The sequence below is a fragment of the Actinomycetes bacterium genome (genome assembly GCA_035489715.1).
Taxonomy (GTDB): domain Bacteria; phylum Actinomycetota; class Actinomycetes; order JACCUZ01; family JACCUZ01; genus DATHAP01.
Genome location: DATHAP010000182.1, coordinates 1 through 19,653 on the forward strand (window position 1 = coordinate 1; position 19,653 = coordinate 19,653).

At 73.9% G+C, this 19,653-nt stretch carries 18 protein-coding genes and 1 riboswitch; of the genes, 3 read left to right on the plus strand and 15 right to left on the minus strand.

Annotation, left to right across the window (positions count from 1 at the left end):
* Both VK640_14740 and VK640_14745 read left to right on the plus strand, forming a co-directional pair.
* On the plus strand, positions 1-456 hold a 456-nt coding region (locus tag VK640_14740; protein HTE74438.1), incomplete at its 5' end, for an exonuclease SbcCD subunit D C-terminal domain-containing protein.
* Positions 456-3,440 (plus strand): SMC family ATPase, encoded by a 2,985-nt coding sequence (locus tag VK640_14745; GenBank protein HTE74439.1) that lies wholly within the window; start codon positions 456-458, stop codon positions 3,438-3,440. The genes VK640_14740 and VK640_14745, both read left to right, overlap by 1 nt.
* Positions 3,441-3,560: 120 nt before the next feature.
* Here the strand turns inward: VK640_14745 and VK640_14750 are convergent, their stop codons facing one another.
* The 4 genes from VK640_14750 to VK640_14765 all read right to left on the minus strand — a co-directional run bounded on the left by VK640_14750 (position 3,561) and on the right by VK640_14765 (position 7,419).
* A complete protein-coding gene (locus VK640_14750) occupies positions 3,561-4,538 on the minus strand; it encodes a phosphatase PAP2 family protein (protein ID HTE74440.1) in 978 nt (325 codons plus the stop codon).
* 225 nt (positions 4,539-4,763) lie between these two features.
* Positions 4,764-5,816, minus strand: coding sequence for an NAD(P)/FAD-dependent oxidoreductase (locus tag VK640_14755; GenBank protein ID HTE74441.1), 1,053 nt, complete (start codon positions 5,814-5,816; stop codon positions 4,764-4,766).
* Positions 5,813-6,358 (minus strand): isoprenylcysteine carboxylmethyltransferase family protein, encoded by a 546-nt coding sequence (locus VK640_14760; protein ID HTE74442.1) that lies wholly within the window; start codon positions 6,356-6,358, stop codon positions 5,813-5,815. Before VK640_14760 ends, VK640_14755 begins: the two co-directional genes overlap by 4 nt.
* A complete protein-coding gene (locus VK640_14765) occupies positions 6,355-7,419 on the minus strand; it encodes a 3-oxoacyl-[acyl-carrier-protein] synthase III C-terminal domain-containing protein (GenBank protein ID HTE74443.1) in 1,065 nt (354 codons plus the stop codon). Before VK640_14765 ends, VK640_14760 begins: the two co-directional genes overlap by 4 nt.
* A gap of 278 nt (positions 7,420-7,697) precedes the next feature.
* Between VK640_14765 and VK640_14770 the strand changes: the two genes are divergently transcribed.
* Positions 7,698-7,895: a DUF5999 family protein gene (locus VK640_14770; GenBank protein HTE74444.1), complete on the plus strand. Its 198-nt coding sequence runs from the start codon at positions 7,698-7,700 to the stop codon at positions 7,893-7,895.
* A 57-nt stretch (positions 7,896-7,952) separates the two neighbouring features.
* Here the strand turns inward: VK640_14770 and gcvP are convergent, their stop codons facing one another.
* The 11 genes from gcvP to VK640_14825 all read right to left on the minus strand — a co-directional run bounded on the left by gcvP (position 7,953) and on the right by VK640_14825 (position 19,596).
* Positions 7,953-10,877, minus strand: coding sequence for an aminomethyl-transferring glycine dehydrogenase (gcvP, locus tag VK640_14775; GenBank protein ID HTE74445.1), 2,925 nt, complete (start codon positions 10,875-10,877; stop codon positions 7,953-7,955).
* Between the two features lie 83 nt (positions 10,878-10,960).
* Positions 10,961-11,069, minus strand: a riboswitch (glycine riboswitch).
* A gap of 94 nt (positions 11,070-11,163) precedes the next feature.
* The gene (locus VK640_14780) at positions 11,164-11,808 is read right to left on the minus strand and encodes a MerR family transcriptional regulator (GenBank protein ID HTE74446.1); all 645 of its coding nucleotides are present in this window, start codon (positions 11,806-11,808) and stop codon (positions 11,164-11,166) included.
* A 204-nt stretch (positions 11,809-12,012) separates the two neighbouring features.
* On the minus strand, positions 12,013-12,501 hold the full coding sequence (locus VK640_14785; protein HTE74447.1) for a bifunctional nuclease family protein: 489 nt from the start codon (positions 12,499-12,501) through the stop codon (positions 12,013-12,015).
* A gap of 46 nt (positions 12,502-12,547) precedes the next feature.
* Positions 12,548-13,300 (minus strand): MerR family transcriptional regulator, encoded by a 753-nt coding sequence (locus VK640_14790; protein HTE74448.1) that lies wholly within the window; start codon positions 13,298-13,300, stop codon positions 12,548-12,550.
* A gap of 30 nt (positions 13,301-13,330) precedes the next feature.
* Entirely contained in the window at positions 13,331-13,843 is a 513-nt protein-coding gene (locus tag VK640_14795; protein HTE74449.1) for an FHA domain-containing protein, read from the minus strand.
* Positions 13,844-13,969: 126 nt separating this feature from the next.
* Positions 13,970-14,356, minus strand: a complete 387-nt coding sequence (gene gcvH, locus VK640_14800; GenBank protein ID HTE74450.1) for a glycine cleavage system protein GcvH — start codon at positions 14,354-14,356, stop codon at positions 13,970-13,972.
* 22 nt (positions 14,357-14,378) lie between these two features.
* Positions 14,379-15,203: a DUF881 domain-containing protein gene (locus VK640_14805; GenBank protein ID HTE74451.1), complete on the minus strand. Its 825-nt coding sequence runs from the start codon at positions 15,201-15,203 to the stop codon at positions 14,379-14,381.
* Entirely contained in the window at positions 15,200-15,532 is a 333-nt protein-coding gene (locus VK640_14810) for a small basic family protein (protein ID HTE74452.1), read from the minus strand. The genes VK640_14805 and VK640_14810 overlap by 4 nt, the downstream gene beginning before the upstream one ends.
* The gene (locus VK640_14815; protein HTE74453.1) at positions 15,529-16,446 is read right to left on the minus strand and encodes a DUF881 domain-containing protein; all 918 of its coding nucleotides are present in this window, start codon (positions 16,444-16,446) and stop codon (positions 15,529-15,531) included. The genes VK640_14810 and VK640_14815 overlap by 4 nt, the downstream gene beginning before the upstream one ends.
* A 43-nt stretch (positions 16,447-16,489) precedes the next feature.
* Positions 16,490-18,985 (minus strand): mannose-1-phosphate guanyltransferase, encoded by a 2,496-nt coding sequence (locus VK640_14820; protein ID HTE74454.1) that lies wholly within the window; start codon positions 18,983-18,985, stop codon positions 16,490-16,492.
* A complete protein-coding gene (locus tag VK640_14825) occupies positions 18,982-19,596 on the minus strand; it encodes a CDP-alcohol phosphatidyltransferase family protein (protein ID HTE74455.1) in 615 nt (204 codons plus the stop codon). Before VK640_14825 ends, VK640_14820 begins: the two co-directional genes overlap by 4 nt.
* Positions 19,597-19,653: the final 57 nt, after the last annotated feature.

Genomic DNA, 19,653 nt, shown 5'->3' on the forward strand with positions numbered 1-19,653 from the left:
ATCGCCTACTCGTTCTCCGAGGAGCACCAACGCAAGGCGGTCCTGCTCGTCGACCTGCCGTCCGGCGGCGGCGCGGCCGACGTGGAGCACCTGCCCACCCCGGTCGAGAGGCCGCTGGCCCGGGTGACCGGCGCGCTCGACGACCTGCTCACCGGCGACCGGTGGGCCGCCCACGAGGGCCACTACCTGCAGGTCACGCTCACCGACCCGGTCCGGCCGCGGGAGCCGATGGAGCGGCTGCGGGCCCGCTTCGCCCACCTGCTCGTCCTCGGCTTCGCCCCCGACGGCGGCGCCGAGGGCCACCTGGGGTCGTACGCCCGGAGGCTGCACGGCCGCGGCGACCTGGAGGTCGCGGCCGACTTCGTCAGCCATGTGCGCAGCGACCCCACCCGGGCCGAGTCCGCACTGCTCGCCGAGGCGTTCGAGGCGGTCCGGCTGACCGAGGCGAGCCTCTGATGCGCCTGCACACGCTCGCGTTGACGGCGTTCGGACCCTTCGCGGGCACCGAGACCGTCGACTTCGACGCGCTCGGGGCGGCCGGGCTGTTCCTCTTCACCGGAGCTACCGGCGCCGGCAAGACCAGCGTCCTCGACGCCGTGTGCTTCGCGCTCTACGGCCAGGTGCCCGGCGCTCGGGCGCTCGGCGCCGGCCGGGCGTCCCTGCGCTCCGACCACGCCGCCGAAGGTGTCGCCCCCCAGGTCGTCCTCGAGGCCACGTTGCGCGGCCGGCGGCTGCGCATCACCCGCTCGCCCGCCTGGGACCGGCCCAAGAGACGCGGCACGGGCACGACGCCGGAGCAGTCCCACGTCCTGCTGGAGGAGCTCGTCGGCGGCAGCTGGGTGACCCACACCACCCGGCTCGACGAGGCCGGCCTGCTGCTGGGCGGGCTGCTCGGCCTGACCCTGCAGCAGTTCTGCCAGGTCGTGCTGCTGCCGCAGGGGCAGTTCGCCGAGTTCCTCCGGGCCGACGCCGACCGGCGGCGGTCACTGCTCGAGACGCTCTTCGACACCCGGCGCTTCGCCGACGTCGAGGGCTGGCTGGTCACGCGCCGGCAGGCGGCGACCCGCGACCTGTCCGAGCTCGACGACCGGTTACGCCAGCTGCTCGCCCGGGTGGCTGAGGCGGCCGGCGAGGACCCACCCAACGGCCTGGTCGACTCCCTGGTCGACGACGAGCTCGCTGCCTGGGTCGACGCCCTGCTCGAGCAGTCGCTGGCCGTCGCGGAGGAGGCTGATGCCGCCGCAAAGGCAGCCGCCTCCTCGGCAGAGGCGGCCGTGCAGGCCGTGACCGACGACGACCGGCTCGCCGACCTGCGCCGCAGAGGAGTGGCCCTCCAGGACCGCGCGGAAACCCTGATCGCCGAGCAACCCACCCGCGACGCGGCGGCGGCCGAGCTCGATGCGGCCCGCACGGTCGCCCCACTGCTGCCGGTGCTGGCCGAGGCGGCCCGGCTGCAGACCGAGCTCGAGACGGCACGGGCCGACGTCATGACGGTCCAGGCGCGACTGCGGCCGGTGCTGGCCGCCACCGGCACCGACGGCGTGACGCTCGGCACCGTCCGGTCGATCGCCCGGCAGACCACCGAGGAGTCGGCGACGCTGGCCGTCCTCGCCGAGCAGGAGGCCGAGGTGGCCCGCCTCGTCGCTCGCGCGGACACCCTGCAGCGCACCTCGGTCGAGCTGGCGGCCAAGGCGGCCAAGGCCGCCGGCTGGCTCGCGACCGTCGACGACCGGCGGGCGGCGGTCGAGGCCGCCCGCGAGACCGCCCGCCGGGCCGACGCCCGGCTCCCCGAGGCGGTCCGGGTACGCGACCTGACGGCCTCGCGGCTGACCGCCGGCCAGAGCCGCGACACCCTGGCCGGCCGCCTGAAGTCGGCGCGGGACGAGCTCCGGCCGCTCGTCGACCGCCACCAGGAGGCGCGCGACCGCCTGCAGCAGCTGCGAGCCGCGCGCCTCGACGGCATGGCCGGCGAGCTGGCCGCGACGCTGGTCGACGAGGCACCCTGCCCGGTCTGCGGCGGCACCGAGCACCCCCACCCGGCCGGCCAGGGCACCGCGGCCGTCACCGCCGACGACGAGGCGGCCGCCGACATGGGGGAAACAGCGGCTGAGCGTTCCCGCCGGGCCGCCGAGCGTCGGGTGGCCGACCTGGAGCGCGACCTCGCATCCGCCGAGGCGGCCGCGGGCGACGATGCCGTCGACGTGCTGGGGGCCGCCCTTGTCGCGGCCACCGCTCACGCCACCACCCTGGCCGCCGAGGCGGCCCGGCTCCCCGAGGCCGAGGCGGCGTGGACCCAGCTGGCGCATGAGGTGCAGCGCCAGGAGCACGAGCGGGTCGCCCACGACGCCGAGCACCGCAGTGCTGCCGCCCGCGCCGACGAGCTGCGCGACGACGCGGCCCGGCTCGGGGCCGAGCTGGCCGCTGCTCGTGGCGACGACCCGTCGATCCGAGCCCGACGGGAGCGCCTGGAGCGGGCCACCCGCGACCTCGAAGGGCTCGTCGGGCATCTCGCCGAGCTCGATCGGCTCGAGTCCGCAGCCGCCTCGGCCGGCGAGCGGGCGGTGCAGGCGCTGGCCGAGGCCGGTCTCGACCTCGACGAGGTGACCGACGCGGTCCGAGACGACGAGCGGGTGGCCGTCCTCGAGCGCCGGGTCCGGCGTCATGACGCCGAGGTCATCGCGGTCGCCGAGCAGCTGGCCGAGCCGGAGGTGCAGGCAGCGCTGACCGGGCCAGCGGCAGCCTCCGACCAGCTGCGCGAGCAGGCGGTCACGGCGGTCGCCGCGCGGGACCTCGCGATGAGCCGGGCCCATGTCACCGCGGCCCGGGTGCGCAGCCTGGCCCGGCTCGGCACCGAGGTGACGGCGCTGCGGGAGGCACGTCGCCCACTGGCCCAGCAGAACGAGCTGGTCGACGGGCTGGCCCGGCTCGCCGAAGGCAAGAGCGCGGACAACGCCCTGCGGATGAGCCTGTCGGCCTACGTCCTCGCCGCCCGGCTCGAGCAGGTGGCGGCGGCGGCGTCCGAGCGGCTGCTGCGGATGACCTCGGGGCGCTACAGCCTGCAGCACACCGCAGAGGCGGCCGACGGGCGGGCCCGGGGCGGGTTGACCCTGCGGGTGCTCGACGCGTGGACCGGTCGGCTGCGCGACCCGGCCACCCTCTCCGGTGGCGAGACCTTCTCGGCATCCCTGGCGCTCGCCCTCGGGCTGGCCGACGTGGTCGGCGCCGAGGCCGGCGGCGCACTGCTCGAAACGCTGTTCGTCGACGAGGGCTTCGGCAGCCTCGACGACGACTCGCTCGACGACGTGATGGGCGTCCTGGACGACCTGCGCGAGGGCGGCCGCACCGTGGGCATCGTCAGCCACGTGGCCGACCTGCGGCAGCGGGTCCCCGCCCAGCTGCACGTGGCACGTGGCCGCACGGGGTCGACCATCCGGCAGTGACCCAATTCGGCGGTGCCGATCCAGTGACCCGACCCAGCGGTGCCGGCCTGACCCAGCGGTGCCGGCCTCGCCCAGCGGTGCCGGCCTACCGTCGCGGCGGTCAGCCGGTGCGGCGCCCGGTCATTCCGCCGGTGGTCGCGGGCGGGGCGGGCAGTCGCCGGACGACGACGACACGGCTGAGCCGGACGAGGCGCTGGACAGCTCGCGGCCGGAGGTCACCGAGCCGCGCACCGGCTGGTAGTCCGCACCCTGGTCGCCGCCGTCGATCCCACCGCCGTCGGTACCGGCACCGTCGAAGCCAGCACGGTCGAAGCCAGCACCATCCAGCCCACCGGTCCGGCGGGCGGAGCTGGAGCCCTCGACACCGGCACCGGCGTCCACACCGGCGATCGGCCGGGCGGACGAGCGGTTGCGCCAGGCGGCCAACCAGCGCGACAGGAACGAGGGGCCGTAGGGCTGCGGGACCACCACGATCGCCACCAGCAGCAGCAGCGCGGCCGCGATCGCGTCGACCCAGTAGTGGTTCGCCGTGGCCACGACGACCATCACCGTGAGCAGGGGGTGGAAGACGACGATCCACCGCCATCGGCTGTGCGCCGTCTGCACGACCACGATGGCGATCAGCAGCGCCCACCCGACGTGCAGGCTGGGCATGGCAGCGAACTGGTTCGCGATGGTCGCCGAGCTGTCGCCGTAGGCCGAGGGGCCGAAGACGGCCATCGTGTCCAGGAAGCCGAGGCTGCTCAGCATGCGCGGCGGCGCGAGCGGCATCACCACGTGGACGATGAGGGCCAGCCCGGTGAGCAGGCTGAGCAGCCGCCGCGCGTAGCGGTACTCCTCCGGCGGCCGGCGCAGCCAGCCCCAGATCAGGAACGCCGCCGTGAGCGGGAAGTGGACGCCGACGTAGTACCAGTTGGCCGCCCGCAGCAGGTCCGGCCACTGCAGGGCCCACTGCTGGAAGAGCTCCTCGTCAGGCAGCCGCAGAGTGCGCTCGATGTCCCAGACCCACCACGCGTTGGTGACGGCCAGCTGGTCGTGCCCGGTGATGGCCAGCCGGCCCAGCCGGTAGGCCAGGAACAGGCTGGCGACGAGCGCCACCTCACGGACCAGCGGCGGGCGGCGCGACCGGGGGCGCCCTGGATCAGGACGCGTCGAGACACCAGCCTCGGAGACGACAGCCTCCGGGCCCCCGAACCGGCCAGCGCAACGCACCCGTCGAGTTTCCCATGGATCGCCGACAATTTCCGCGCAGTTGCCGGGCGCACTACCCGTGCGGCCGCTGCCCCGGGGTCTGGTCGGGGTCAGGTCAGCGTCACGTCGACGTCACGCCAGCAGGTCCACGGCCGCGCCGAAGACCCGCGGCAGCCGGGCAGCGGCCGGCACCAGCAGCCCCCGGGGACCATCCTTCGCGGTGAGCCCGAGCAGCGCCCCGGTGAGCAACCGGTGCCGTCGGGTGGCCCGGGACCAGGCCCGCGGGTAGGTCTCGGGGTGGCCGTCGGCGACGGCCGCGACCGCCTCGTGGGCCGCGGTGAAGCCGGTCGACAGTCCCTCCCCGGTCAGCGCGTCCACGTAGCCGGCAGCGTCACCGACCAGGAGGATCCGCCCCTTCCGGACGCTCCGGGCGGTCTGCCGCAGCGGGCCGGCCCCCCGCAGCTCGGTGACGACAGGTGCTCCGCGCAGCCGGGCGGTGAGCGTCGGAAGGGCGTCCAGGGCCTCGTCGAACCCGGTGCCGGCCGGCCCCAGGACCGCGACGCCGACCAGGTCGTCGCCGACCGGCGTCACGTAGGCCTCGTGCCCGGCGGCCCAGTGCACTTCGACGTGGTCGGTCCAGGGCTGCACCGCGTAGTGGCGGCGGATCCCGAACCGCACCGGCGAGCGCCCAGCGGCCGGGACGTCGAGACCGGCCTCGCGACGTACCGTCGAGTGCAGGCCGTCCGCGGCCACCAGCCACCGGGCCCGCATCCCCGTCGCCTCCACCGTGGTCCCGTCGTCGGTGAGGTCCCGGACCCGACCCTCGACCCGGCACACGCCCGCCCGGCCCGCGGCCGCGGCCAGTGCCGCGTGCAGCGAGGTCCGGCGCACGCCGAGGCCGGGACCGTGCCGGAACGTGGCGGCCACCTCACGGTCGAGGCCGACGTAGCGGATCCCGACGAAGGGCCGCCCCTGGACCGTCACGCCCAGGGCCCGGAGGCGCCCCGCCGCCGTGGGCATCAGCCCTTCGCCGCACGCCTTGTCCACCGGCGACGGCCGAGGCTCGACGACGGCGACCTCGAGCCCCCGCCGTCGCGCCTCCAGCGCGGTCACGAGGCCGACCGGTCCACCGCCGGCGACGATCAAGTCGAGGGTGCGCTTCGTCCCGGCCGCGGCAGCGGTCACGCGTGGCTGCCGCTCAGGGGCGGCGCCGCCAGCTCACGCAGTGCCGCGTTCTCGCACCGGATCCGCGTACGGAGCAGCACCGCGTTGGCCAGGGTGAACACCAGGGCGGTCGCCCACGCCGTGTGGACCAGCGGCAGCGCGAAGCCCTCGACGACCACCGCGACGTAGTTGGGGTGCCGCATCAGGCGGTACGGCCCCGAGGTGACCAGCCGCGAGCCGGGGACGACGACCACCCGGGTGCTCCAGGCTCCCCCGAGGGTCGCGATGCACCACCAACGCAGGACCTGGCTGGCCAGCACCAGGGCCAGCATCGGCCAGCCCAGCCACGGGATGAACGGCCGGTCGGCCACCGCGACCTCCACGACGGCCCCGACGAGCAGTCCGGTGTGCAGCACCACCATCACCGGGTAGTGCCCCAACCCGCGCTCCACCCCGCCGGCCGCCTTCGCGGCGCGCACGTGCCGCGCGCTGACGACCAGCTCGACGAGACGCTCCGCGCCGACCGCGAGCACCAGGACGAGGTAGAGCGACTCGCTGCTCACCATCGCAGCAGCACCAGCTCGGAGCAGAAACCCGGGCCCATCGCGAGCATCACGGCCGGGCTGCCCGGGGCGGGACGTGGCTCGGCCAGCGCGGCTGCCAGCACGTGAAGCACCGAGGCCGACGACAGGTTGCCGACCTGCTCCAACGACCGCCACGTCCTGTCCAGTGCACCCGGCCCGAGCCCGAGCGTCCGGGACATGGCGTGCAGCACCTTGGGGCCGCCAGGGTGCGCAACCCAGGTCTCGACGTCGTCCACCTTGAGGTCGTGGTCGCCCAGGAACGCCGTCACGTCCTGCCCGAGGTGCTCCTCGACGACGTCCGCGACGCTGGCGGCCAGGACGATCCGGAACCCGCTGCCGCCGATGTCCCAGCCCATCACCCGCTCGGTGTCCGGGTAGAGCCGGCTGCGGGTGGCGACGACCGTCGGCCCGTCGATGCCGAGCTGGGCGGCGCGCCGGTCGCCGACCAGCACGACGGCCGCGGCGCCGTCACCGAAGAGCCCGCTGGCGACCAGGTTGGCCATGCTGGTGTCATCGCGCTGGACGGTGAGCGAGCACAGCTCGACGGACAGCAGCACGGCGACCACGTCGGGATCGCCGGCCACCAGGTCGTGCAGCCGCGCGATGCCGGCCGCCCCGGCGACGCAGCCCAGCCCGAACAGCGGCACCCGCCGGACGTCCGGCCGCAGGCCGAGCACCGGCACGACCCTCGCGTCGAGCGTGGGGGCAGCGACGCCGGTCACGGTGGTGCTCATCAGCACGTCGACGTCGGACGGCCCCAGTCCGACGGCCGCGAGCGCGGACCCGACGGCCTCGGCGCCCAGCCGGGTGCCCACGTCGATGAAGACGTCGTTCGCCGCCCCGAAGCCGGCCAGGTCGGCGTACTCCTCCATGGGCAGGGCCAGGTGCCGCCGCCGCACACCGGTGGCCTGGTGCAGCCGATCGAGGACCCGACGGTCGTCACCGGGCCCGAGCACGACCTCGGCGAAGGCCTCGGTGAGAGCGCTCTGCTCGTACACGTGCGACGGCAGGGCCGGCGCCACCGAGGCGATCCTCGTCACGCGACGGCTCGGCGCAGCGTCGACGGGCGGCTCATCGACGTCATTCGTCTGGGGTCGTCCGATCGGACGCTTTCCACAACGATCGGGCAACACGCTCCAGTTGGGGCGTCGCGAGCCGACACTTGGTGTGAGAGTGAGAAGGGTCGGAAACCATCGATCACAGCCCTGCCGGGGTCGCTGCGCACTGGTCCATGCTCACACGGGCACGGCCGTGACGCCGCGGGGGCGGTCGGTCGACCCAGACCAGACGACGCCAGCACCAACCGAAAGCCGCCGCGATGTGCAGTCACCAGCCGCCGTGCCCGAGTGCCGAGGCTCCCGACCGGGAAGCCGCCCACACGGTTGCCTCGCACCCGGAGCAGGGGTGGAGCCTGCTCTGCAACGGAGTCCTGCTGTTCGAGGACACCGGCGAGCTGCTGCCCGACGGCAGCATCATCGCGCCGCACCGGCCGCGCGCCTTCTCCCCCGCCGCCTGACCATCTGACGACCTGACGCTCGTGACGACCTGACCGGGACGACCTGACCGGCCGACCTCAGTCGCCGGCGTAGCTCTCGACCGGCGGACAGCTGCAGACCAGGTTGCGGTCGCCGTAGGCGCCGTCGATGCGACGGACCGGCGGCCAGTACTTCGACGCCGGGTCCACCCCGGCCGGCAGCACCGCCTCGGCCCGGTCGTAGGGGTGGTCCCACTCCCCGACCAGCGCGGCCGCGGTGTGCGGCGCGTTGTGCAGCGGGTTGTCGTCGCGCGGGAGGTCGCCGGAGCCGACCCGCTCGACCTCCTCGCGGATCGCGATCATCGCGTCGCAGAACCGGTCCAGCTCGGGGAGGTCCTCGGACTCGGTCGGCTCGATCATCAGCGTCCCGGCCACCGGGAACGACATGGTGGGGGCGTGGAAGCCGTAATCGATGAGCCGCTTCGCGACGTCGTCGACCGTCACGCCGGTCTGCCTGGTGATCGGGCGCAGGTCGACGATGCACTCGTGGGCGACAAGGCCCGACGCGCCGGTGTACAGCACCGGGTAGTGCGGGCCGAGCCGGGCCGCGACGTAGTTGGCGCCGAGGATCGCGACCTGGGTCGCCTCGGTGAGCCCGGCGGCCCCCATCAGCCGGACGTACGCCCACGAGATCGGCAGGATGCCGGCCGACCCCCACGGCGCTGCGGACACCGGGCCGACGCCGGTCCGCGGTCCGGCGGCAGGCTGCAGCGGGTGGTTCGGCAGGTAGGGCGCCAGGTGCTCGCGCACGCCCACCGGACCGACCCCGGGGCCGCCACCGCCGTGCGGGATGCAGAACGTCTTGTGCAGGTTCAGGTGCGAGACGTCGGCCCCGAAGTGACCCGGCCGGGCCACCCCGACCAGCGCGTTGAGATTGGCTCCGTCGACGTACACCTGACCACCGGCGTCGTGCACCAGCGCGCAGAGCTCGGTGATGTCCTGCTCGAAGACCCCGTGGGTCGACGGGTAGGTGACCATCATCGCCGCCAGGTCGTCGGCATGCTCGATGACCTGCGCCCGCAGGTCGTCCAGATCGACGTCCCCGCCCTCGGCGGTCTTGACGACCACCACCTTCATGCCGGCCATCACGGCCGACGCGGCGTTGGTGCCGTGCGCGCTCGCCGGGATCAGGCAGACACGGCGCTGGCCCTGGCCGTTGGCCCGGTGGTAGGCGCGGATCGCGAGCAGACCGGACAGCTCACCCTGGGACCCGGCGTTGGGCTGCAGCGAGACCGCGTCGTAGCCGGTGAGCTCGCAGAGCCACGACTCGAGCTGTCGCACCAGCTCGACGTAGCCCTGCGCCTGCTCGATCGGCGCGAAGGGATGGATGTCGGCGAACTCCGGCCAGGTGATGGGCTCCATCTCGGTGGTCGCGTTGAGCTTCATCGTGCAGGAGCCGAGCGGGATCATCGTCCGGTCCAGCGCCAGGTCACGGTCGGCGAGCCTGCGCAGGTAGCGCAGCATCGCCGTCTCCGAGCGGTGCTCGTGGAAGACCGGGTGGGTCAGTACGTCGTCGCTGCGCATCGCGTCGGCCGGCAGCGTCCCGGCCGAGGAGACGGCGGCGACGTCGACGCCCTCGGCCCCGAAGGCGGCCCACACCGCCCGCAGGTGCTCGCGGGTCGTGGTCTCGTCACAGCTGACGCCGACGTGGTCGTCGTCGACCAGTCGCAGGTTGATGCCGCGGTCCTCGGCAGCCCGGACCGTCGCAGCTGCCCGCCCCGGCACCCGCACCAGCACAGTGTCGAAGAACGCCTGGTGGACGACCTCGACGCCGTCGATGCCGGCGAGCCCGGCCGCCAGGGTCGCGGCATGGGCATGGACCCGTGACGCGATGTCCCGCAGCCCGTCCGGCCCGTGGTAGACGGCGTACATCCCGGCCATCACGGCGAGCAGCACCTGCGCGGTGCAGATGTTGCTCGTCGCCTTCTCCCGTCGGATGTGCTGCTCGCGGGTCTGCAGTGCCAGGCGGTACGCCGGGGAGCCGTCGACGTCCCTGCTGACCCCGACCAGCCGGCCGGGCATCGACCGCTCGAGCCCCTGCCGGACCGCGAGGTAGCCGGCGTGCGGACCACCGAATCCCATCGGCACCCCGAACCGCTGGCTGCTGCCGACCGCGATGTCGGCTCCGAGCTCCCCGGGTGAGCGCACCAGGGTGAGCGCGAGCAGGTCGGCCGCCAGCACGACCAGCGCCCCGGCCGCCTTGGCCGCCGACACGACGGAGCCGTAGTCGTCGGCCGACCGCACGGAGCCGGAGGCGCCGGGGTACTGCAGCAGCAGGCCGAAGACCTCGCCGTCGGGCAGCCCGCGGGAGTGCACGTCGGTCACGACCACCTCGAGCCCGAGCGGCTCGGCCCGGGTCTGCACGACCGCGAGCGTCTGGGGCAGCACGTCCTCGTCGACGACGAACACGGCGCCCTGGGGGGCCTTGCTGGTGCGCCGGGCGAGCGTCATCGCCTCGGCCGCGGCGGTGGCCTCGTCGAGCAGGCTGGCGCCGGCGACGGGGAGCCCGGTCAGGTCGGTGACGACGGTCTGGAAGTTGAGCAGGGCCTCGAGCCGGCCCTGCGAGATCTCGGGCTGGTAGGGCGTGTAGGCGGTGTACCAGGCCGGGTTCTCCAGGACGTTGCGCAGGATCACCGGCGGTGTGACCGTGCTGGAGTAGCCAAGGCCGATCATCGACGTCAGCACCAGGTTGCGCCCGGCGAGCTCGCGCAGCTCGGCGATCACCTCGTGCTCGGCCCGGCCGGCGTCCAGGGCCAGCGGGCTGTCGCTGTGCACCGTCTTGGGCACGGCCGTGTCGACCAGGTCGTCCAGGGTCGAGTAGCCGAGGACCGCGAGCATCTTGGCCTGCTCCTCGGCGCTCGGGCCGATGTGCCGGCGCGAGAAGGGGATCCCGGCGTCCAGCGGGGAGCCGGTGCGGCTCGGGGCGTTGCCGGTCGAGGTGGAGGAGCTCGTCGGGCCGCTCATCGTCGGGCCTCCGGGAGGGTCGCCGGTCCGCCCGGCGCTGCGCGCCGGTCGGTCCCCCTCTGTCGCGGTCGCTCCAGAGCTGCCTCGTCCGCACGGTCCGGGTGCCTGAGAGGTTCCGGGGAGGTTGCCCCTTCGGCGCCCCGTCGCACCGTCCCTGCGGCGGTGCGGCGGGATCTCTCCCGCGCGGGTTCACGAGCAGGGAGAGTCTAACCCGCGTCCGGCCCGGTTCCGGGCGCCACGCGGCGGGTGCCGGCAGGTGCGGGGCTGGTGGGAGGTGCCGCGGCGGTCAGCCGGTACGGCGGGCGCGGCGTCGCGCGGACAGCTCGTCGCTCGCCTGGTCGCCCGTCGTCGCAGGCAGCTCGTCACCTGTGTCGTCGCCGGGCCGCTCGCCCGGCATCTCGGCCAGCGAGCCCTCGACCTCGCGCCACACCCGGCCGACCGCGATGCCGAAGACGCCCTGGCCGCCCTGGACCAGGTCGACGACCTCGTCGGCCGACGTGCACTCGTAGACGCTGGCCCCGTCGCTCATCAGGGTGATCTGGGCCAGGTCGTCGACCCCCCGCTCGCGCAGGTGGCCGACGGCGGTGCGGATGTTCTGCAGCGATACCCCGGTGTCGAGCAGCCGCTTGACGACCTTGAGCACGAGGATGTCGCGGAAGCTGTAGAGGCGCTGGCTGCCGGAGCCGGCGGCCGAGCGGATGCTCGGCTCGACCAGGCCGGTGCGCGCCCAGTAGTCGAGCTGGCGGTAGGTGATGCCCGCGGCCGAGCAGGCGGTCGGGCCGCGGTAGCCCATGTCCTCGGGCAGGACCGGCAGGTCGTCGGTGAACAGCAGGCCCTGCTGGCCGGCCGCAGCACGTGCCGAGGCACGCTGCGCGGCGTCGGACCGCTCGTTCGCGGGTCCGCCGGTGCCGCTGGTGCCGCCGGTGCTCATGCCGACCTCCGTCTCGCACGCCCCGGGGGAAGGGTCCGGGTGCCGCCGCCGGCCGGGAGGGCCGGAGGATCACACCGGTGGAGTTACATCGGGGGCGTTCTGTGCTGACGGTACGCACCGGAGGGGGGCCGGTCAACGATCGGGCGGTGCCGGAGCCCGGCGTGTCCGAACTCTCGACCTGAGGTCGAGGTCGACCCGGTCCGGTCAGCCGCTGGCCTGGCCGTGCGGCGGGCCCTGGAAGTCGTCGGGCGAGATCTGGTCGAGGAACTCCCGGAACTTCTCGACCTCGTCCTCCTGCTCGTCCGGGATGCTGATGCCGGCCTCCTCGAGCACCTCCTCGGCGCCGAAGATAGGCGTGCTGGTGCGCAGGGCCACAGCGATCGCGTCGGAGGGGCGGGCGCTGACCTCGACGCCGCTCGCGAAGACCATCTCGGCGTAGAAGACGCCGTCGCGCAGCGAGGTGATCCGCACCTGGGTGAGCTCCTGCCCGGCGGCCTCGAGCAGGTCGCGGATCAGGTCGTGGGTCAGCGGCCGCGGCGGGACGACGCCCTGCTGCGCGAAGGCGATGGCCGTCGCCTCGCCGGCCCCGATCCAGATCGGCAGGTAGCGCTCGCCGGCCGACTCCTTGAGCAGGACGATCGGCTGGTTGGAGGGCATCTCCACGCGCACACCCACGACGTCGAGCTCGTTCACGTGACCCACCCTACCCGCGGCGGCGGCGGTCGCTGCGGGGCTGCGGTCAGCGGCCGACGACGTCCCGCAGGCGTGCCCGCACCAGGGCCGTGTGCAGGCGCAAGGCTGCCGCGCCGAGCTCGCGGGCGACCTCCTCGGCACGTGCCCGGGCCTGCGGGCTGCGCTGCCGCAGGAGCGGCCCGACGACCTGGGCGACCAGGTCGGACTCGCGGTCGACTGCGGTGCGGAAGGAGCGCAGGTGTCGCGGCTCGAGGCCGTACGTCGTCAGCTCTCCCACCGCCGTCGCCACCGCCAGCGCGTCGGCGTCGTACCAGCCCGGTGCGTCGCCCCTGGCGGAGCCGCGCACCGGCGCCAGCAGCCCGAACGCTTCCACCTGGTCGAGCAGCTCGGTGTCGATGCCGGCGGCCTCGGCCAGCTCGGCACGGGACAGCCGCAGGTCGACGCTGTCGCCGGCCAGGGCACGCGGGCCGGGCAGGTTGCCGTCCGCGCTGCGCGGGACCCGCGGCTTCTCCCCCGGCGCGGCCGGCGGCTCCAGCCCCCGGTCGATCGCGTCGAGGTGCTCGCGGATGACCCGCAGGGGCAGGTAGTGGTCGCGCTGGGTCGCGAGGACGTAGTGCAGCCTGGCGACGTCGGCATGGGAGAACTTGCGGTAGCCCGACGGGGTGCGGGCCGGCTCGACCAGCCCCTCCGACTCCAGGAACCGGATCTTGGAGATGGTGACGTCGGGGAACTCGGGGCGCAGGCGACCGAGGACCTCGCCGATGCTCATCAGCGAGCTTGCGGGCAGCCCGCTGCTCATCGACGGCACCGAGGGCACATGGCTGGTCGGTCAGCCCTGCTGGCTCGGGTAGTAGACCAGCCGGTACTTGCCGACCTGCACCTCGTCACCGCCGGCCAGCGGCGTCTCGTCGATCCGCTCACGGTTGACGTAGGTGCCGTTGAGCGACCCCACGTCGCGGACGGCGAAGCCCTCGCCGGCGCGGACGAACTCGGCGTGCCGGCGGGAGACGGTCACGTCGTCGAGGAAGATGTCGCTCGACGGGTGCCGGCCCGCGGTCGTGGTCTCGGAGTCGAGGAGGAAGCGGCTCCCCGAGTTGGGGCCGCGCCGCACGACGAGCAGGGCCGAGCCGGGAGGCAGGGCGTCGACCGCCGCCTGGTCGGCCCCGGAGAGCCCCTCGGACTTCTCCGCGGCCTCACCGGTCTCGAACCCGCCGCCGCTGATCGTGATCGTCGACGTCTCGCTCCCGGTCGTCGCCGGCGCCGGGCGCAGCGCGGCTCCGCAGTTGCTGCAGAACCGGGCGTCCTCGGCGTTGCTGTGACCGCACTGCGTGCAGCTCGGCATTCGGTGCGCCTCCTCGACCACGGGGTCGCCGCGGTGCTCTCGGGACTTGCCGGGACGGTCCGGACGGACGTCGTCCGGTTGTCGAGCGACCTTACCCTTGACCAGAGGTCGAGGGCAGGCTTCGGCTCAGCTGTCCAGACCGGCCTGGTAGGCGGCGGCGTCCAGCAGGCCATCGACGCCGGACGCGTCGTCGGGGCGGATGGCCAGCATCCAGCCCTCGCCGTAGGGGTCGGAGTTGACCAGCTCCGGCGAGGCGTCGAGGGCCTCGTTGCGCTCGGTGACCGTGCCGGTGACCGGGGCGTAGACGTCGGAGACGCTCTTGGTCGACTCGATCTCGCCGCAGGCCTCGCCCTCCGTCACGTGGCTGCCGGCCTCGGGGAGCGTGACGAACACGATGTCGCCCAGGGCGTCCTGCGCGAAGTCGGTCACCCCGACCCGCAGCGTCTCGCCGTCGTCGCCCTCCGTGCGGACCCACTCGTGGTCCTTGGTGTAGTGCAGGTCCTCGGGGGTCACGCAGCAGCCTCTCTACCCGTCCCTAGCCGTTGTCGGCGTCGCCGGCCGCTCCGGCCGGGCGAGCGTAACGAGGCGACGGAGCGACCCGCAAGGAGGTGATCTCGACCGACTGCTCCTGGGTCACCACCCCCTGCGCCCCGCGCTGGTCGAGGACCTCCAGGACGCCACCGGGGATCTCCAGCGCGGTCGCCAGCGTCCCCGGCTCACCGATCACGAGGAAGCGGTAGGGCGCGCGCAGCACCGTCCCGTCGACCTCGACGCCGGCCCCGCTGCCCGGCTCGCCCGCCTCGACGAACGACGTGCTCGCCACCACGCGCACCGCGGGCCCGTCGACGCTGGAGATCTCGACCGCCTCGGCCCCGGCGTCACGCAGCTCCTGCAGGGTGTCGATCAGCACGTCCGCCCCGGCCTGGCCCTGGGGGTCGGTGATCGTCAGCTGGATCCCCGGCCCGCGGGCCGGCAGCGTGCCGGCCAGGATGCCGAGCACCCGGGTCCGGTCCCGCGCCTCCTGCAGCGCTGCCTGCTCGTCGTCGCCGGTCACCCGGTCTCGGGTCTCCTGCAGCTCGCGCGCCTCGCTCTGCAGCCGGGCGGACCGCTCGGACACGTCGTCGAGGATGCGCACCAGGTCGGTCTGGCGCAGCCCGGACAGGCCGGCGTCCTGGGTCGAGCGCACCTGCACCGCGGCCGCGAACCCCAGCACCCCGCACAGGAGTGCCGCCACCACCTGGGCGCGGGTGGTCCGCGGGTGCAGCGCCGACCGCAGCCTGGCCCGGCCCTTCACCGGCTCGCCCGGCTCGGCGGCCCCGGGCGCTCCGGCCGGCCCGGCCGGCTCGTCCGGCCTGGTCATGCGCTGAACAGGTGGCGGCGGATCGACGCCGCGTTGGAGAAGATCCGGATGCCGAGCACGACCACGACACCGGTGGAGAGCTGAGAGCCGACGCCGAGCTGGTCGCCTAGGTAGACGATGAGTGCGGCGACGAGCACGTTGGCGACGAACGACACGACGAACACCCGGTCGTCGAAGATGCCGTCGAGCAGGGCACGCAGCCCGCCGAAGACGGCGTCGAGGGCGGCGACGACCGCGATCGGCAGGTACGGCTGCAGCCAGGTGGGGACGGTCGGCTCGAGGAACAGCCCGGCCACGATGCCGAGCACGAGTCCGAGCGCCGCGATCACGGTGTGCTCTCCCTGTTCTGCTCGCTGTCCGAGCTGTCGTCCGAGTCCTGCGGCATCTGCCGGGGGCTGACGGCGTAGCGCACCGTGACAGCCGCCGAGGCCGGCAGCGACAGGTCCTCCTCGTCGGTCACGGCATAGTCGATGCCGTAGTCGCGCAGGACCGCAAGGTAGCTCCCGCCGAAGCCGCCGACGAAGGTGGCCCGCATGTCGTCGGCCCCGACTGCAGTCACCTCGTAGGGCGGGCTGAGCGGCCGGAAGTCGACCAGGATCGCCTCTCCGGCGGAGCGGATGGCACTGAGTGCGGTGAGCCGCTGACCGTTGACCGCCACCGCCTCGGCGCCGGAGGCCCACACCTCGTTCACCAGCGTCTGCAGGTCGCGGTCGCTCACCCGGCCGTCGTCGCTCTGGTCGGTGCGCGGGTCGACGTCGGCGCCGGACGGGTCGGTCGGTGCGTCGTCGAGGCGCAGCACGAAGCCGGGTCCGGTCACCGCTCCGGCACCGGTGACCGTCTCCAGCCGGGTCAGCTTGCGCTCCACCGCTGCGCCCTCGTCGGTCGCGCGGAGCTGTTGTCGTCGCTCGCGGGCTGCCCGGGCCCGTGCCCGGTCCAGCGCTCGCTCGACCCGGTCGTTGGCGGCGGACCGGCCCTCGATCTCCGCGGTCAGCGCGTCGCGGGCCTCGGCGACGGTGTCGGCCCGCTGCCGGGTCTCGACGGCGGCCGTCGTGAGGAGCAGGCCGACAGCCACCAGGCCCACCACCAGGACGACGCGCCCGTGGCGCGCTGGCGGCTCCCCCGCGGCACGGCGGGCGGCCGCCCGCGCGTAGCCGTCGTCGAGCGAGTCCTCGACCAGGCTGGTGAGCAGCAGCATCGACGCGTCACGGCGCGCGGGCTGCTGGTCGGGCGGAGCGGTCGGCACGCGGCCATGGTCGCAGACCTGGGGCCGTCCTGAGCCCCAGGCGTCAGCGCTCGGTGTCGCCCAGCACCCGCACCCATCGCTCGAGCAACGCGGCCGCGGCGGTGTCGTCAGCCGCCTCGGCCCAGACGTGGGTCACCGGCTCGGCGGGATCGGGCAGGACCAGCGCCCAGCTGCCGTCCGGCTCGACGACCCGCACGCCGTCCGTCGTGTCGAGGACCCGGTCGGCCGCGTCCTCGATGACCGAGCGCATCACCACGCCCTTGGCCGCCCACGGCGTCGGCACCGAGCGGCGCGCCACGTGCGACCGCGGGATCCGGGAGTCGATCTCGGACAGCTGCAGCTGGGTCCGGGCCACCAGGCCGACCAGCTGGACGAAGGCCGCGATGCCGTCGACGGTGTGACTGAACTGCGGCACGACGAACCCACCTCGACCGTCGCCACCGAAGACGACCGCCTCGTCGGCGACCGCCTGCGACAGCGCCGCCGGCGTGAGACCGATCCAGCGGATGTCGAGCCCGTGGAACGCGGCGACGCGCTCGGCCACCCGGGTGAGGGTGACCGGCAGCGCCACGGTGCCCTTGCGGGTCTCCGCAGCCGCCAGGTCGAGGACGACGAGGAGAGCTCGCTCGTCGTCGATCACGGCGCCGCGGTCGTCGACCAGCGACAGCCGCTCGCCGACCGGGTCGAAGTGCACGCCGAACGCCGCCTTCGACGAGGCGACCAGCCGGCCCAGCCGGCGCAGCGCCTCTTGCCGCTCCTGCGGCGTCTCGGTCGGCCAGGTCTCGTCGAGACCGTTGTTGACCGTCAGCGCCTCGACACCGAGCCTCCCCAGCAGCGACGGCAGGACGAGGGACGCGGTGCCGCCCCCCGTGTCGACGACGACCTTGAGCCCGGCCTCGGCGAGTCCGGACGTGTCCACGCAGCGGAGCAGCTCGAGGGCGTACCCCTCCATGACCCTGGGCGGGAACGCGAGGTCGCCGATCTCCCCGGGGAACGCGCGCCGGAACTCGCCGCGGGAGAAGATGCGCTCCAGCCGGCGCTGGCCGGCCTGCGAGAGGTCGGCCCCGTGCTCGTCGAGGAAGGAGATGTCGACGCTATCGGGCTGGCCGGGCGAGGTGCGGATCACGACGCCACCGGCCGAGCCCTGCGCAGTCTCGAGCCGGGCTACCGGCACCGGCACCATCTCGAGGTCGATGACGTCGATCGCGCTGGACGTGAGCGCGGAGATGACGGCCCGCTTGAGCGAGCGCGCGGCGCGGGACACGTCACGCGACGTGGTGACGGTGGTGCCCTTCTTGAGGGTCGACGCCCAGGCCGACGCCAGCCGCACCGCGAGCTCGGGGGTGATCTCGACGTTGACGATCCCCGAGATGCCGCGCGGACCGAACAGCGTGCGCTGCCCGCGCGACTCGAAGATGACGTCGGAGCTCACGACGGCACCGGCCTCGACGGTCTTGAAGGGGTAGATGCGCACGCCGGTAGTGACGATCGCCTCCTCCCCCACGACGCACTCGTCGCCGACGACCACGCCCTCCTCGAGCCGGGCGCCGCGCATGATGTCGGTGTTCTTGCCGACGACGCAGGCCCGCAGGTTGGTCTGTGGGCCGATGAACACGTTGTCGTGCACGACCGCCCGGTGCAGGAAAGCGCCGCTCTTGGCCACGACGTTGCTGCCCAGGACGGTGTACTCGCGCAGCTCGACGCCGGCCTCGACCTTGGCGTAGTCGCCGACGTAGAGCGGGCCCTTGAGGACCGCCTCCGGATGCACGTCCGCGCCCTCCGCCACCCAGACGCCGGGCGAGACCTCGAACGCGTCGAGCTCGACCTCGACCTTGCCGGACAGCACGTCTGCCTGGGCGCGGACGTAGGAGTCGTGGGTGCCGACGTCCTCCCAGTAGCCCTCGGCGACGTAGCCGTAGATCGGCTCGCCCATCTCGACCAGCCGCGGGAACACGTCGCCGGACCAGTCGACGACCTCGCCGACCGGCACGTGGTCGAAGACCTCGGGCTCCATCACGTAGATGCCGGTGTTGACGGTGTCGGAGAAGACCTGGCCCCACGTGGGCTTCTCCAGGAAGCGCTGCACCCGGTGGTCGTCGTCGACGATCGTGATGCCGAACTCGAGGGGATCGGGCACCCGGGTGAGGCACACCGTGACGAGCGCGCCCTTGTCGTGGTGGAACTTGACCAGGTCGGTGAGGTCGAAGTCGGTCAGCGCGTCGCCGGAGATGACGACGAACGTGTCGTCGCGCAGGAGGTGCTCGGCGTTCTTGACGCTGCCCGCGGTGCCGAGAGGCGTCTCCTCGGTGGCGTAGCGGAGCCGCATGCCGAACTCCTCACCGTCGCCGAAGTAGTTGCGGACGAGGCTGGCGAGGAACTGCACCGTCACGACGGTCTCGGAGAAGCCGTGGCGTGCGAGCAGCCGCAGCACGTGCTCCATGATCGGCTTGTTGACGATCGGCAGCAGGGGCTTGGGCATGCTGGCCGTCATCGGCCGCAGCCGGGTGCCCTCCCCGCCGGCCATGACGACGGCCTTCACGTCGTCACCGGCTCCCGGTCGGCGGCGACCAGCTCACGGACCTGGCGCACGTAGAGCAGCCCGGCCCACCAGTAGAGGGCGGTGCCCCAGATGGCGAAGGCCCAGCCGAAGGCGTGGGCGACCTGGCTCACGACGCTGTCGCCCTCGCCGAGCAGCAGCAGAGGGAAGCCGGCGAGCAGGTTGAACGTCGCCGCCTTGCCCAGGTAGTGCACCGGCAGCGGCCCGTAGCCGTGCCGGCGCAGCACCGGCAGGAAGCCGGCCAGGAACACGTCGCGGCCGACGAGCACGAGGGTGAGCCACAGGGGCACCACGTCCCGCACGGTGAGCCCGATCAGCGTGGCCAGGATGTAGAGGCGGTCGGCAGCCGGGTCGAGCAGCGCCCCGATCTTGGACATCTGGTTCCAGCTCCGGGCGATCTTGCCGTCCAGCCAGTCGGTGAAGCCGCTCACCATCAGCACGGCCACGGCCCAGCCGTCGTGCTCCTCGAGCACCAGCCAGAGGAAGAGCGGGACACCGAGGAGGCGCAGGAGGCTCAGGGCGTTGGGCACGGTCAGGACCCGGTCGGTCGTCGGCCCGGCCGACGGCGCGTCGGGCTGCGTCCCTGCCTGCACTCCGCCCTCCTCCCCATGGGCCGGCCGCCGTGGCAACCGCCCCGGCGACCCCGACCC

Excerpts from the sequence above, each read along its gene's own strand:
- VK640_14745 (HTE74439.1), top strand. The coding sequence starts at position 456 with ATGCGCCTGCACACGCTCGCGTTGACGGCGTTCGGACCCTTCGCGGGC.
- VK640_14770 (HTE74444.1), top strand. The coding sequence starts at position 7,698 with ATGTGCAGTCACCAGCCGCCGTGCCCGAGTGCCGAGGCTCCCGACCGG.
- gcvP (HTE74445.1), bottom strand. The coding sequence starts at position 10,877 with ATGAGCGGCCCGACGAGCTCCTCCACCTCGACCGGCAACGCCCCGAGC.
- VK640_14780 (HTE74446.1), bottom strand. The coding sequence starts at position 11,808 with ATGAGCACCGGCGGCACCAGCGGCACCGGCGGACCCGCGAACGAGCGG.
- VK640_14790 (HTE74448.1), bottom strand. The coding sequence starts at position 13,300 with ATGAGCAGCGGGCTGCCCGCAAGCTCGCTGATGAGCATCGGCGAGGTC.
- VK640_14795 (HTE74449.1), bottom strand. The coding sequence starts at position 13,843 with ATGCCGAGCTGCACGCAGTGCGGTCACAGCAACGCCGAGGACGCCCGG.
- VK640_14805 (HTE74451.1), bottom strand. The coding sequence starts at position 15,203 with ATGACCAGGCCGGACGAGCCGGCCGGGCCGGCCGGAGCGCCCGGGGCC.